Source organism: Tomitella gaofuii (assembly GCF_014126825.1).
GTDB classification, from domain to species: Bacteria; Actinomycetota; Actinomycetes; order Mycobacteriales; family Mycobacteriaceae; genus Tomitella; species Tomitella gaofuii.
This window is the reverse complement of sequence record NZ_CP059900.1, coordinates 1,306,672-1,320,729: the sequence shown is the minus strand read 5'-3', so window position 1 is coordinate 1,320,729 and position 14,058 is coordinate 1,306,672. Positions and strand designations below refer to the sequence as shown.

The 14,058-nt window shown below is 71.7% G+C and carries 15 protein-coding genes; 10 read left to right on the top strand and 5 right to left on the bottom strand.

Annotated elements, in window-relative coordinates; translation table 11 throughout:
• Positions 1-76: 76 nt before the first annotated feature.
• From H4F70_RS06015 to H4F70_RS05985, 8 genes are all read left to right on the top strand, one after another.
• A complete protein-coding gene (locus tag H4F70_RS06015; RefSeq protein WP_182359374.1) occupies positions 77-904 on the top strand; it encodes an LmeA family phospholipid-binding protein in 828 nt (275 codons plus the stop codon).
• Positions 901-1,386 (top strand): thioredoxin family protein, encoded by a 486-nt coding sequence (locus H4F70_RS06010; protein WP_182359372.1) that lies wholly within the window; start codon positions 901-903, stop codon positions 1,384-1,386. The genes H4F70_RS06015 and H4F70_RS06010 overlap by 4 nt, the downstream gene beginning before the upstream one ends.
• Positions 1,387-1,511: 125 nt before the next feature.
• Positions 1,512-1,580, top strand: a complete 69-nt coding sequence (locus tag H4F70_RS21090) for a putative leader peptide (RefSeq protein WP_372435213.1) — start codon at positions 1,512-1,514, stop codon at positions 1,578-1,580.
• A 215-nt stretch (positions 1,581-1,795) separates the two neighbouring features.
• A complete protein-coding gene (locus tag H4F70_RS06005; protein WP_182359371.1) occupies positions 1,796-2,263 on the top strand; it encodes a DUF4395 domain-containing protein in 468 nt (155 codons plus the stop codon).
• A gap of 246 nt (positions 2,264-2,509) precedes the next feature.
• Positions 2,510-3,343 (top strand): sulfurtransferase, encoded by an 834-nt coding sequence (locus tag H4F70_RS06000; RefSeq protein WP_182359370.1) that lies wholly within the window; start codon positions 2,510-2,512, stop codon positions 3,341-3,343.
• Between the two features lie 31 nt (positions 3,344-3,374).
• Positions 3,375-3,680 carry a DUF1416 domain-containing protein gene (locus tag H4F70_RS05995; RefSeq protein ID WP_182345979.1) on the top strand — a complete coding sequence of 102 codons (306 nt, stop codon included), beginning with the start codon at positions 3,375-3,377 and terminating at the stop codon, positions 3,678-3,680.
• Positions 3,681-3,927: 247 nt separating this feature from the next.
• The gene (locus H4F70_RS05990; protein WP_182359369.1) at positions 3,928-4,605 is read left to right on the top strand and encodes a heme-binding beta-barrel domain-containing protein; all 678 of its coding nucleotides are present in this window, start codon (positions 3,928-3,930) and stop codon (positions 4,603-4,605) included.
• A 444-nt stretch (positions 4,606-5,049) separates the two neighbouring features.
• Positions 5,050-5,694: a ScbR family autoregulator-binding transcription factor gene (locus H4F70_RS05985; RefSeq protein WP_182359368.1), complete on the top strand. Its 645-nt coding sequence runs from the start codon at positions 5,050-5,052 to the stop codon at positions 5,692-5,694.
• 18 nt (positions 5,695-5,712) lie between these two features.
• Here H4F70_RS05985 and H4F70_RS05980 read toward each other — a convergent pair whose 3' ends face one another.
• Complete coding sequence (locus H4F70_RS05980; RefSeq protein WP_182359367.1) at positions 5,713-6,702, bottom strand: aminodeoxychorismate lyase; 990 nt, start codon at positions 6,700-6,702, stop codon at positions 5,713-5,715.
• Positions 6,703-6,851: 149 nt separating this feature from the next.
• Here H4F70_RS05980 and ygfZ point away from each other — a divergent pair, with 149 nt between their 5' ends.
• Both ygfZ and H4F70_RS05970 read left to right on the top strand, forming a co-directional pair.
• The gene (gene ygfZ, locus H4F70_RS05975; RefSeq protein ID WP_182359366.1) at positions 6,852-7,961 is read left to right on the top strand and encodes a CAF17-like 4Fe-4S cluster assembly/insertion protein YgfZ; all 1,110 of its coding nucleotides are present in this window, start codon (positions 6,852-6,854) and stop codon (positions 7,959-7,961) included.
• 210 nt (positions 7,962-8,171) lie between these two features.
• Positions 8,172-8,372 (top strand): DUF3073 domain-containing protein, encoded by a 201-nt coding sequence (locus H4F70_RS05970; protein ID WP_182359365.1) that lies wholly within the window; start codon positions 8,172-8,174, stop codon positions 8,370-8,372.
• Between the two features lie 241 nt (positions 8,373-8,613).
• Here H4F70_RS05970 and purM read toward each other — a convergent pair whose 3' ends face one another.
• From purM to H4F70_RS05950, 4 genes are all read right to left on the bottom strand, one after another.
• Positions 8,614-9,714 (bottom strand): phosphoribosylformylglycinamidine cyclo-ligase, encoded by a 1,101-nt coding sequence (purM, locus tag H4F70_RS05965; protein ID WP_182359364.1) that lies wholly within the window; start codon positions 9,712-9,714, stop codon positions 8,614-8,616.
• Between the two features lie 215 nt (positions 9,715-9,929).
• Positions 9,930-11,603 carry an amidophosphoribosyltransferase gene (gene purF / locus H4F70_RS05960; protein ID WP_235681363.1) on the bottom strand — a complete coding sequence of 558 codons (1,674 nt, stop codon included), beginning with the start codon at positions 11,601-11,603 and terminating at the stop codon, positions 9,930-9,932.
• Positions 11,604-11,693: 90 nt separating this feature from the next.
• Positions 11,694-12,101, bottom strand: coding sequence for a sterol carrier family protein (locus H4F70_RS05955; RefSeq protein WP_235681502.1), 408 nt, complete (start codon positions 12,099-12,101; stop codon positions 11,694-11,696).
• 114 nt (positions 12,102-12,215) lie between these two features.
• Positions 12,216-14,057, bottom strand: coding sequence for an alpha/beta hydrolase (locus tag H4F70_RS05950; RefSeq protein WP_182359361.1), 1,842 nt, complete (start codon positions 14,055-14,057; stop codon positions 12,216-12,218).
• Position 14,058: the final 1 nt, after the last annotated feature.

The window sequence follows — 14,058 nt, the reverse complement described above, 5'->3', positions numbered from 1 at the left end:
CCATCGCTTTGCACCGATCCTATCGGCAGGCCCCTCCGCCCGAAGCGCGCCCTGCGGGATCGGCGACAATGGTCCGGTGCGGAAACTCGTCCTGGGACTGGCGGCGCTGCTGGCGCTGCTCGTCGTCGTCGACTTCGGCGCCGCGATCGCGACCGAGTACCGCGTCTCGCGGGCGGTACGCGGCACCGCCGCGCTGGGCAGCGACCCCGAGGTCTCGATCTCCGCGTTCCCGTTCCTGTGGTCGGTGCCCCGCGGCCACGCCTCCGCCATCACCGTCAGCGCGCAGGACGTGCCCACCCCGATCGCCTATCGCACGACGGTCGAAAGCCGCTTCACCGGTGTCCGCTTCCCGGACGACGGGATCATCGCCGACCCCCGTGCGACCATCCGCGCCGAGCACGCCACCGCGAGTTGGGTGATCGGCCAGACCACCCTGGGGCGGCTGCTCGGCGTACCGGACCTCGAGGTGTCCGAGCCGCCGGCGGCCGAGGACGCCCCTCCTGCGGGAGCCCTGACCTATGGCCCCCCGTTGAGCGCCCACCGCGTGCTGTTGACCGGCACAGTGCAGACGTCCGCTGACGAGTCCGGCCCGGTGCGCAGCGCTGTGTCCGTCGTCGCATACCTGGTGTTGGACAAGGGCATGCTGTCGATAGTCCCGAGCGCGGTGTGGCCGCGCTCCGGCGCGCCGGGGATCGATCCGGAGCCCGTGCCGTCGATCGAGGTGGTCGGCCCGCAGTTCGCCGTCACCATCGATGCCCGCGCGCTTCCGTACGGCCTCGACGCCACCCGCGTGCATTCCGCGGGGACCAACATCGTCGTGCAGGGCGATGCCGACGACGTGCGGGTCCGCCTGACCGAACTCGTCACCCCGAGGGACACGACGGGCCCGGAGGGGGTCGGATGAGAGAAGCGGTGATCCTCGTCGTCGTGATCGTCCTCGCCGTGGCCGTCGGGCTGGCGCTGCGTGCCCGCTCCGGGAAGGTGCGGCCGTCCGGCGGCGGGCAGACCGACGGTCCGCCTCCGGCCACAGACGACCCGGGCGGGGCGGGGCGGCCGGACGACGATCTGGCGCTGCTGCGCGCCGCGGGACTGCGCGACGACGGACCTGCGGTCGTGCACTTCTCCGCCTCGTGGTGCGGACCGTGCGCGGCGGTGCGCCGCGTGGTGGCCGGCACCGTGGAACGACTCGCGGAGGAGGACCCCGCGGGCGCGCCCGTGCAGGACCTCGAGCTCGACCTGGACGAGCACGCCGCGCTGGCCCGCCGCCTGCACGTGATGTCGCTGCCCACGACGTTCCTCTACAGAAGCGACGGCTCACAGCACGGGCGGATCAGCGGTGTGCCGGATACGTCGGCACTGGCCGACGCGCTGCGCTCCCTGCGCTGAACCACCGGTGCGGCGTACCGGAACGCCGCACCGGGTGCGCCCCGGCACCCCCGCGCCGCACCCCGGAGTGGCGCAGACCGCACGCGGCACGGTAGCCTCATCCTGTGCAGACAAGCCACGAGCGAATGATGCTCACCCGACGCCGCGCAGTCGACCTGTGCCGCCTCGGGGGCTGTTGCTGTTCCTGTTGCTGATCAACGGGCAAGGCAAAGGTCGCTTCCACCGATAGCGCCGCCACGGTTCCGGCGGGGATCCCCCACCACGGACTTCGAGATACATCGCTCTCCGGGGCATCGTCCGGATCGCCGAAACCTCGCACGCCGCCCACGCAGTCCCCCGCCGGTCACCGGCAGCCGCAGTCGTCATCACGTCGCGCGGCATCCTCAGCAGCCCAAGGAGCACGCACCCGATGCCTCTGGAATCCACCGAACGCGACGCCACGCGTCCGGCCCCCGCGTCGCCGGGCGTCGGCGTGGACGTCCGCGGTCCCCGCTTCGCCGCCGCCGTCACGACCGCCGTTCTCGCGGTCGTGCTGCTCACCGGTGCTTGGTGGCTGCTCGCCGTTCAGGCCCTGGTGTTCGCCGCCGGCGCCGCCTTCGGCCCGCGCCGCAGCCCGTACGGTTGGTTCTTCGCCCGCCTCGTCGCCCCCCGCCTCACGCCTCCGGCGGAGCGGGAGCCGGTGGCGCCCCTGCGTTTTGCGCAGACGGTGGGCCTCGCCTTCGCGGTCGTCGGCCTCGCCGGTTACACGGCGGGGATGCCGTTGCTCGGCGCCATCGCCACCGCGTTCGCGCTGTTCGCAGCACTGTTGAACGCAGCCTTCGGCGTCTGCCTGGGCTGCAGGATGTACCCGATGCTCGCCTACCTGCGAATGTCATGACCGGATTCCGCTCCACCGGTGACGCCGCCTCCCCGCGGCATCGCCGGCACCCGGATCCGGTGCCCCACCGGCGGGCGGCACGTCGCACTGGCGGCCGCACCCGTTCGGAAACCCGGCCGCTCCCGCGCGGCCATCATCCAGATACTTCCGGCATCACGGTGCCGGGGAACGATTTTCGCATCCACTGATCGAGAGTCACACACAGCGTCACCGCCTGCTGCGGTGGCACAGCGAGGAAGGAACCTCATGGCACGCTCCGACGTCCTGGTCAGCACCGACTGGGCACAGAAGAACATCGGCGCGGACGGCGTCGTCTTCGTCGAGGTCGACGAAGACACCAGCGCGTACGAGACCGGACACATCGAGGGCGCCGTGCGCCTGGACTGGCGCGCGGACCTGCAGGATGCGGTCCGCCGCGATTTCCTCGACCGCGAGGGCTTCAGCCGCCTCCTCTCCGAGCGCGGCATCGCCAACGACGACACCGTCGTCCTCTACGGCGGCAACAACAACTGGTTCGCCGCCTACGCCTACTGGTACCTGAAGTACTACGGCCACCAGGACGTCAAGCTCATCGACGGCGGCCGCAAGAAATGGGAGCTCGACGCCCGCCCGCTGTCCACCGATACGGTGCGCCGCCCCGCCACCGAGTACGCGGCGCAGGAGCCCGACGCGTCGATCCGCGCCTACCGCGACGACGTCATCGCCGCCATCGGAAACCAGAACCTGGTCGACGTCCGCTCCCCCGGCGAGTTCTCCGGCGAGCTGGCCGCGCCCGCGCACCTGCCGCAGGAGCAGGCGCAGGGCCGCGGACACGTCCCCGGAGCGCTCAACGTGCCCTGGAGCCAGGCCGCCAACGAGGACGGCACCTTCAAGTCCGACGAGGAGCTTTCCGCCCTCTACGGCGCCAAGGGGTTCGACGACGCCAAGGAGACCATCGCCTACTGCCGCATCGGCGAGCGTTCCAGCCACACCTGGTTCGTCCTGCAGGAGATCCTCGGCAAGAAGAACGTCAAGAACTACGACGGCAGCTGGGTCGAGTACGGCTCGCTCGTCGGCGCCCCCATCGAGCAGGGCGCCTGAGGGCGCACCGGAACACACTAGGGAGAACACCATGTGCGGAGCACCAGTGCAGAGTCAGACCCTCCCCGCCGGGGTCGACGCCGAGACCGAGACCGTCATCACCGGCCGGGTCGTGGGTAAGGACGGCCAGCCGGTGGGCGGCGCGTTCGTCCGGCTGCTCGACTCGTCGGGCGAGTTCACCGCGGAGGTGGTGGCGTCCGCAACCGGCGACTTCCGGTTCTTCGCCGGACCGGGCAGCTGGACCGTCCGCGCGCTGTCGTCGGCCGGCAACGGCGACACGACCGTCGCGCCGTCCGGGCCGGGAGTCCACGAGACGACCATCACCCTCGCCGCGTAACTGCTGCTGACATACGCCCCGGCCGTGACCGGGGCGTGAGGGCCCGGCACCGCCTGGTGCCGGGCCCTCACGCATGCGGCCTGCCCTCCCTGCGGCCCTGCGCGCCTTCCCCCGAGCCCGATCACGATAGGATGACCGACGTGGAAATCTTCTTTACGATCCTCCTGGTCCTGTGCAGCATCGCCATCGCGTGGTTCGCCGTCTACACGGTGATGCGCACGATCACGAACGAGTCCCCCGAACAGTGATGTCGGGGCCGTCGAGCGACGCCCCGGCCGGGGACGGCGCCGGCGGGCAGCCGCCCGTCGCGGGTTCCGCCAACCGGGCTGTCTCCGAGGCTGCCGAGCGGGCCGCCGCCACCGGCACGTCCGACCGCAACGTTGGCAACCTCGCGGGCCTGCCGCTGCCGGACGACACCGCAAACCTGCGGCAGGGGCCGGACCTCAACCCTGCGCTGCTGGCGCTGCTTCCGCTGGTGGGGGTGTGGCGCGGCGAGGGCGAGGGGGACTCCCCCGAGCTGGGCGGGCACCGATTCGGCCAGCAGATCACCGTCACCCACGACGGCGGCGCGTATCTCTCCTGGGAGGCTCGCGCATGGCTGCTCGACGATGAGGGCGCATATGCCCGCCCCACTCTCCGCGAATCGGGTTTCTGGCGCATCACCGACGACGATGTCATCGAGTTCATGCTCACTCACAGTTCCGGCGTGATCGAGATGTTCTACGGCGCGCCGCGCAACCAGTCCTCGTGGGAGATGGCGACCGATGTCGTCATCCGCAGCGCCACCGGCCCCCACTATGGCGGCGCCACCCGCATCTACGGGATCGTCGAGGGCGGCGACCTCGCGTATGTCGAGGAGCGCGCCTTCGCCGACGGCGAACCCCGCCCGCACATGTCGGCGCGACTCAGCCGCTACGCCGGCTGACCGTCCGCCCCCGCTTTCGGCACGCCGAGGGCGCGTGCGGGCGCGGTCCCGCACGCGCCCGCACGGCGCCCGCCATCCCGCATCTCTCCAGGCCCGCCCCTGCCGCCGCATGGGCGCATGGGCACGCGCCGCCGACCCCCGGTGTCGACATCCCCTCGGCGGCGTTCTCCGGCCCGCCTCCGCAGTCTGCGTCGGACGCCGCATCGTCACGTCACGTTCATCCCCGGCGCCCACGCGCAGTGAGTCGTGCGGTCGCGTCGCCCGACAATTCTTCTGATGGTAATTTAATATGTGACACGTTCTACTCGTGCCGAGTCGATAGTCGTCCGCGGCCGCAGCCTGGTACGCGGCGACCGGTCCGCCGTTCGATGACGCCGCACACCGCATCGGTGCCCCACCGATCCGCCGTGGCGCGGCCCGGCCCACGCCCTGGAGGTTAGTGCGATGGTCAAACAGGCCCGTGCCTTCACCACGCGCGCCCTCATAGTCAAAGGCGCGGCCATCGCCTTCGAGCGGTACGGCTACGACGGGGCCAGCCTGAACGAAGTCGTCGAGGCCGCCGGAACGACGAAGGGCGCGCTGTACTTCCACTTCAAGACCAAGGAATCCCTCGCCCGCGAGGTCATCGCAGCACAGCAGCGTCAGTCCGTCGCCGCCGTCGAGACCATCGAAGCGTCGGACGCCACGGCGTTGGAGAAGATCGTCATGGTCTGCCACGAGATGGCACGGCAGATCCTGGAAGACCCGATAGTCCGGGCCGGCATGCGCATCACCCTTGAATTGAGCCTCACGGACGGCCCGCACCACCCGTACGAGAACTGGATCACCGGCTGCGCACGCCTCGCGCGCCGCGCCATCGACGAGGGCGATCTACGCGAGGACGTCGACGCCGAGGCGCTGGGCCACTTCATCGTCTCCGCTTTCACCGGCGTCCAATTGTTCTCCCAGTTTCAGACACAACGGGCCGATCTCCCCCAGCGCGTCCACGAAATGCTGCAGGTTCTGCTGTCCGGGCTGGTCCCGCCCCGCCGCCGGGGCAGGCTCGACAAGATCCTCGCCGCGGGGTGGACGCCCGCGTCGGAATCCTGACAAAGGGGGCCGGTACGGCTAGCCGCGCGCAGCGTCAGCGGTGGCAGACCGGGGCGCGGCGCCGGCCTGCTGCGGAGCGTCGCTCTTCTGCGGGTCGGCGTCGGCCCCGGAGCCCGAACCGCCGCCGACCGCCGCCTCCACCATGGACCGCACGGCGCCGTCCAGGTCCGATCGGCCGATGTCGACCCCGTTGACCGTGCGCACGGTCGCCACCAGGGTGGTCGACGACAGCAACCACACTCCTTCCGCGGCGATGAGGTCCGCCGGCCGCAGCGGAGCATGCCGGCAGCTGATCCGGCGTTCACGGGCCGCCTCGAAAAGCGCATGCTGCGTGGTGCCCGGCAGGATTCCGTGCTCCACCGGCGGGCTGATGAACCCGCCGTCCCGTGCGATCACCACCGTCGAGCGCGGGCCCTCCAGCACGTACCCCTCGGAGCTGACGAGGATCACGTCCCCGGCCCCCTGCCGCTCGGCGTACCGAAGGGCCGCCATGTTCGACGCGTACGAGATGGACTTCGCCCCCGCCAGCTCCCACGGCGACGCGCCCGCCGTCTCCACGGACCTCCCGCAGTCCATCGTGATGACCGCGACGCCGTCCTTGCGCACCCGCACACTCCGGGCGGGCAGCGACGAGACGAGCGCGAATCCGGTCGGCCCGCCCCCCGACTCGCGTCCGCGGCTCAGGACGAGGCGCATCACGCCCTCACCCTCCGCCCCCCACCGTGCCGCGGCGGCCTCAGCCAACCGCCGCCACGCCTGCTTGTCCGGCGACGGCAGCTCCAGCATGCGCGCCGACCTGGCCAGACGCTCGATGTGCGCGTCCAGCAGCCGCGGTGCGCCTCCACGCACCAGTACCGTCTCGAACACCCCGTCGCCGCGGAGCACGGCCAGGTCGTCCGCGAAGAGCAGCGGGGCGTCGGCCGCATGCTCCGTGCCGTCGAGGGTCATCACGACCTGCCCGCCACCACCAGCGCCGCCAGGACCATCGTTCACGCCCGAATCAGTCATGTGACCACCCTAATGCGGACACCCGCCCGCGCCCCCGCAATCATGTACAGCGTGCCGCGCCGGGGCGGACGTAGGATGGGGACGTGGTTTCGGCTTCACGTGACGACACGTCCCACCAAGTCAGCACTCCCCCTCCCGTCGGCCCGTCGATGTCGGTATCCGGCGCCGTCCCCGCCGCGCCGGGCACGGGCGTGGTCTCCGACGACGGCGTCGCATGGCATTTCGGCGACCCGTTCGGCGAGCAACGCGCGGCCGCCCGCGGCATCGCCGTGGTGGACCGCTCGCACCGGCCCGTGATCCGCGTGCCCGGGCCGGAACGCCTCACCTGGCTGCACTCGCTCACCAGTCAGCACCTCGAGTCCCTGTCGCCCGGCGACGGCGCCGAGGACCTCGTCCTCGACATCGCGGGCCGCATCCAGGAGCACTTCGTGCTCACCGACATGGACGACACCCTGTGGTTGGACACGGAGCCCGGCCACGGGCACTCGCTGCTCCACTACCTGACCTCGATGGTGTTCTGGGCGAAAGTGGAGCCGCAGGCCGCCGACGACCACGCGGTCCTCACGGTGCTCGGCGACGGCGCCCGGGCGGACGCGCAGCCGCCTCCGGGGTTCGCGGCGATGGTGCCGGTGCCGGACCGGCCGTACTCGTCCTCGCCACTGCCCGGCGGCGGATTCGTCCGTCGCATGCCGTGGCCCGGACAGGGCGCGCTGGACTTCGTCGTTCCGCGTGGCGAGCTGGCGGGCTGGTGGGAACGACTCACCGAGGCGGGCGCGCGTCCCGCCGGCACGTGGGCGTACGAAGCGCTGCGGGTCGAATCCCTGCGGCCCAGGCTCTCCGTCGACACCGACGACCGCACCATCCCCCACGAGGTCCGCTGGATCGGCGGGCCGGACGCGGCGGGTGCGGTGCACCTGGACAAGGGCTGCTACCGCGGGCAGGAGACGGTGGCCCGCGTGCACAACCTGGGCAAGCCCCCGCGGAACCTGGTGCTGCTGCACCTCGACGGCAGCGAAGACGAGCGCCCCGCCCCCGGCGACGCCGTCACCGCGGACGGCCGCAGGGTGGGCCGTGTCGGCACGGTGATCGACCACTTCGAGCTGGGCCCCGTCGCCCTCGCTCTGCTCAAGCGCTCGGTCTCCCCGGACACCGCCCTCACCGCCGGCGGCCTCGCCGCGTCCATCGACCCCGATTCCGTCCCCCACGACGACCGGGTGCAGGCCGGCCGCGCCGCGATCGACCGCTTGAGGGGGCGCTGACCTGACGGTGTCCGTACAGTCCGCCCGAACCCGCCGAATCGTTCCACCGCTGGTCGGAGGGCTATGGACGTGTATTTTGCGACACCGCGGGCGGGCGGTGGCGGCACTTTTCGCGCGGGCAGGCTAGAGTAGGGGCAGGAAAAGATACTCAGTTGTACGGGGCCGCCACGTTTCCCCAGGCCGCCCCGTCATTGCGCGAAGGGGGCAGCCATGGGCCGCGGCCGGGCGAAGGCAAAGCAGACCAAGGTTGCTCGGAAGCTGAAGTACTCCTCCCCGACGACCGACTTCGAGAGCCTGCAGCAGGAGCTGTCGACCTCGTCGCCCTCCGGGGGCGACCTCCTGGAGGACGACCGCTCCGATCGGGACGCAGGGTCTGCGTGGGACGACGACCACGACGAGTGGCGTCACTGAGGAGCCTCACCGCCGAGCACGCGAGCGCTCCGTCAGCTGCGGGCGCTCGCCTGGCCTTGACAACACGGTACGACGCAGGACATCCCGGTCCCGCGTCGTACCGTTTTTTCGTGCCCGCATCCGCAGCGGGCGTACCGCACCACCGACACGCCCGCCGGACCGCTGGCTCCGGAACCCGCAGACGACTCGGGCCCGGTCTCCACGCGATTCCGCGGAGTCCGGGCCCTGCGCCGACGTCGGGTCAGAAACGCGGGTGATCGCCCACCAGCGTCGCCCGCTCCGCCTCGCCCTCGCCGGGCTTGCGGACGCTGCCCAGCACCCACGAATCCACGTGACGGGCCGTGAGAACGGCGAGCGCACGGTCGACGTCCTCCGGCGCCACGACCGCCACCATGCCCACCCCCATGTTGAAGGTCTGTTCCATCTCGGCGCGCTCGACGCGGCCGCGCTGGGCGATGAGCGAGAACACCGCGGCCGGGGTCCATGAGCCCCTATCGACCTCGGCGACGAGCCCCTGCGGGATGACGCGTGCCAGGTTCGATGCGAGCCCTCCCCCCGTGACGTGGCAGAACGTGCGCACTTCCGTCTCCGCGATCAACGCCAGACAGTCCTTGGCGTAGATGCGGGTGGGTTCGAGCATCTCCTCGCCCAACGTGCGATCGAACTCCTCCACATAGCCGTCCAGCGGCAGGCGTGCGATGTCGAGGAGCACCTTGCGGGCCAAGGAGTAGCCGTTGGAGTGCAGCCCGGACGCCCGCATTCCGATGACGACGTCGCCGGGCCGGATACGGTCCGGGCCCAGGACGTCCTCGGCCTCGACCACGCCGACGCCGGTGGCGGACAGGTCGTATACGCCCGGCTCCATGAGCCCGGGGTGTTCCGCCGTCTCACCGCCCAGCAGGGCGCAGCCGGCGATGGCGCACCCGTCGGCGATGCCGCCGACGATCTCCGCCACGCGTTCCGGGACCACCTTGCCCACTGCGATGTAGTCCTGCAGGAACAGCGGTTCCGCGCCGCAGACGACGAGGTCGTCGACGACCATGGCAACGAGGTCCTGTCCCACGGTGTCGTGCTTGTCCATGGCCTGCGCCACCGCGATCTTGGTGCCCACGCCGTCCGAGGAGGCGGCGAGCAGCGGCTCCCGGTACCCGCCCTTGAGCGCGAATAGCCCGGCGAAGCCGCCGATGCCGCCGACCACCTCGGGCCGCGTGGCCTTGGAGACGTGGTCGGCGAACAGCTCGACGGCGCGCTCGCCGGCGGCGATGTCCACACCGGCGGCGGCGTACGACGCGCCCGGGCTGGACTGCGCCGGTGTGTCCTCGGACTGGGAATTCTCGGTCATCAGGTAACGGCTCCGACAGCTGTGAAGGGTCTCGAGCAGAGCCGGATCACAGGCGGGATCGCGGGAACACTCGGCTCGGGGGACGTACGGTCACGCAAGCCCAGCGCCCGCGCACGAGCGGACTTGCACGCCCACGATACCGGACCACGACCACATACCCGCCGCAACCGCGCCGGGTCCACCCCGTACCGGGTTCTGCGCGCTTGCCCGTGCCGTCAGGGCCTGCGCACTGCGTCCACATTATCGTTGCGCATGGCCGGGGCGTCGTTGCGCTCGTCCACGACGACGGTACGCTCGTCGCCGCTGCCGCCGCGCCCGTCCTCCGTGGCACGCTCGAACATCGGCTCCAGGACGTTCTTGCCCAGCGATTCCTCCGCGGGAAGCGCGATGGGGTACGTCCCGTCGAAACAGGCCGCGCACAGCCGCGAGGCCGGCTGCCGGGTGGCCGCGATCATGCCGTCCGTGGAGATGTATCCGAGCGAGTCCGCACCGATGCTCTGCCGCACCCCCTCGACCAAGTCCGCCACGCGGTCCAGGTCCGGCGTTTCGCCGTCCGCAGCGGGAGCGCGACCGTTGCCGCTGCCGGTGTTGTTGGCGATCAGCTCGGCCGGCGAGGCGAAGTCGATGCCGTAGAAGCAGGGCCAGCGCACCGGGGGCGAGGCGATGCGGACATGCACCTCCGCGGCGCCCGCCTCACGCAGCATCCGCACGAGCGCGCGCTGCGTGTTGCCGCGCACGATCGAATCGTCGACCACGACGAGCCGCTTGCCGCGGATCACCTCGCGCAGCGGGTTGAGCTTGAGCCTGATGCCCAACTGGCGGATGGTCTGGCTGGGCTGGATGAATGTACGGCCCACGTACGCGTTCTTGACCAGCCCCTGCCCGTACGCGATGCCCGAGCCCTGCGCATACCCGATGGCCGCCGGCGTCCCCGACTCCGGTACCGGGATGACGAGCTCGCCGTCCGGCGCGGGACACTCCCCCGCCAGCCGCCGGCCGATCTCCACGCGCGTGGCGTGCACCGAGCGGCCGTCGATCACGCTGTCCGGCCGGGCCAGGTACACGTACTCGAACACGCACGACGTGACCGTGGGCTCGGCGAAACGCGACGACCGCACCCCGTCCGCATCGATCGCGAGAAGCTCGCCCGGTTCGATGTCGCGGACGAACGACGCGCCGACGATGTCGAGGGCGGACGTCTCGCTGGCGACCACCCAGCCGCGCTCGAGCCGCCCCAGGCACAGCGGACGCACTCCGTGCGGGTCACGCGCGGCGTAGAGCGTGTTCTCGTCCATGAACGTCAGGCAGAACGCGCCGCGCAGCCGAGGGAGAAGCTCGATCGCCGCTTGCTCGATGGTGCTGTCCGCGGCCGCATGCGCGAGCAGCGCGCCGATGAGATCCGAGTCGGAGCTTCCGCGCCCGCTTCCGCGGTTGCGGCCCAGCAGGCCCTTCTCCGACGCCTCCGCCGCGAGTTCGGCGGTGTTGACGAGGTTGCCGTTGTGCCCGAGTGCGATGCCGGTGCCCGCCGTGGTGGTGCGGAAGATCGGCTGCGCGTTCTCCCAGGTGGTGGCCCCGGTCGTGGAATAGCGCGTGTGGCCGATGGCGATGTGCCCGCGCATCGAGCCGAGTGTCTGCTCGTCGAAGACCTGGGAGACCAGTCCCAGGTCCTTGAACACCAGGATCTGCGCGCCGTCCGCCGCGGCGATCCCGGCGGCCTCCTGCCCGCGGTGCTGCAGGGCGTAGAGACCGTAGTAGGTCATCTTGGCGACGTCCTCGCCTGGCGCCCAGACACCGAAAACCCCGCACTCCTCGCGCGGCTCCGGCTCGTCCGCCTCCGGCGGAGTGACATGGGGTGTGCTGTCGGTGCTCGTCGGATCGACGTCGGTCACCACTGAGTGCTCCCTTGCGCGGCTGGGCGATGCGCCGCCCATTCTACGGCCACGGCTTCCGCACCACCGGGCGTGGTCGGTCACACCCGCTCACAGTGGCACGATCGGCAACCAGCGCGCGATCTCCGCTGCACGCGATCCCGACGCCGCCACGGAGCCCGCCGCTACCGCGCGCTCCCACGACCACCGCCCGGCCGCCAGCCGCAACCAGGTCAGCGCATCGGTCTCGACCACGTTCGGCGGCGTTCCGCGCGTGTGCCGGGGCCCTTCGATGCACTGCACGGCCACGAACGGCGGCACCCGGACCTCCACGCTGTGCCCGGGCGCCACCGATTCCAGCGTGCGCGCACTCCGGCGTACCGCCTCCGCGACGACGGCCCGCGGGGGCTTCGCCGCCGCTGCCCCGTCCCGATCCCCGTCGCCCCCGCTACCGCCGGCTGCGCCGTCGTCGCCGGTGTCTTGGTCGACGGCATCCAGCCATGCCCGCACTGCGAGCATGGCCGCCCGCGTGCGCGCCGGATCGTCCGCCGCTCTCCGTCCCGCCGCAGCCACCGGTTCTCCTTCGCTCTGTCCGTCTCCATCCATCCGCCGGCACGCGCGCCGACGGTGCGTTCACTTCTCCGGTCCCTGATGTTCGCGCGCCCGCTGCAACAGCACGCGTGTCCGCTCGGTGTCGGCGTCGGTCCAGCCGGGGGGCGCGGCCACCGCGGCCCACCCGTCGAGCACCTGGGTGCCGTAGTTGTGGCCGTGGCCGTCGGGAACGTCCGCCGCCATCGCCAGGTCGGCGCTCACCTGCCAGAACGTGACCAGTGGGAACCAGCGCATCGCCGCCAGGCGGTCGTATCCCGGCGTCTCGGACAGCCATGCCGGGCGGTGTATCAGAAGATCGGTCGACCACCACACCACGGGATCGGACGGATGCTGGATGTAGAGCACCCGGGGCCGCAGCCACATGCTCTCGCCGTCCGCCGCCTCGCGTTCGTCGGCACGGATGTCCTGGGCGTCGTTCGCGAACCGCACCACCAGTCCGCCCGCGTAGGTGGGCTCGACCTCGTCGGTGCCGGGGTCGCGGCGGGTGACGATGCTGCGCCACAGCCGGCTGCTGTTGGGCGGCCCCACCCACAGCACGCCGTCCACCGTCTCCCTGATGTCGGTGAGCGAAGCGAATGCGCCCTCGCCCGCCGTGACCCCCAGGCTCTCGCCGTAGACATACAGCTCCGGCCGGTCGTCTTCGGGTTCTCCGGCGACGGCCTCCTCGTACGCGCCGTGCACCGTGTCGATCAGGCGCCGTCCGGCCTCCGCGGCCGCATCCCGGTCGGTCAGGAAGGACACCGCGCTCGGCTTGTAGGAGTACTGGGAGGCGATGATCGCCGTGTCCCCGCCGTACATCAGCTCGATGGCCTGCGCGGCGGTGGGATTGACCCATCCCGTGCCCGTGGTGGGGATGACGACGACGGCCTCGCGGTCGAAGGCGCGGGTGCGGGCCATCTCGTCGCGCAGCAGCCGCATCCGGCTCTGCGGGGTGGGGGCCGAATCGAGCCCGACGTACAGGCGGATCGGCTGGCGCGCGGGTGCGCCCGTCTGCCGCTGCAGCTCATCCTGGCGCCAGCCCCGCGCCACGAAGTACCGCCCCTCGTAGCCGAGCGTGTCCCAGGGGATCAGCGACGCCGCACTACCGGAACGCTCCGCCTGCAGCGGCTGCTCGATCCCCGGCGGCGTGGCCTCGTTGTTGGCGCTGAAGATGCGGTTCGTGACGCCCTCGGTGACGCGCAGCAGCACCTCGTCGACCACGACCAGGGCGATGGCGGCCACGGCGATCGTGCCCACCGCGACCGCCGCGGCCCGGGGCATGCCGGTGTGCCGGGCCAGTGCCCCGCCGGCCCACAGTGCGGCGTCGCGCAGCAGGCGCACGACGGTGACCACGGCCGCGAGCACGCCGACCGTGACCAGCCCGGCCCGGATGTAGCCGCCGGCGCTCGCCCCCTCCATGCCCATCAGCGCCGCGAGTTCGCGCTGCCACATCGACGACAACACCAGCATCCCGAGCGTGGCGGCCACGCACACCGTGGCCACCGCGACGCGCACCACGTGCAATCGCCGGCGCGGCAGCGGCCACCAGGTGCGCCGATCCAGGTAGACGCGCCGTACGGCCCAGCCGACGAACAGACCGGTGCCGTAGCCGAGCGCTGCGCTGATGCCGCCGATGAGCCCCTGGAACAGCCACCCGCGCGGAAGCAGCGACGGGGTCAGCGACCAGCACAGGAAGAGGGTCGCGAAGAAGACTCCCGTGATGTCGAACTTCGCCAGACCCGCGGCCCACCGGCCGGCCCGCCGCAGACGCGGGCGTCGCCCCGGGACCGCCCCGGCAGGCTCCGCGCCGCGCGGCGCATCGGGGCCGCCACCGGGGCCGTCGGCGAGGTCGCCGCGCCCCGCGTCCCCGGACCTAACGAGCACG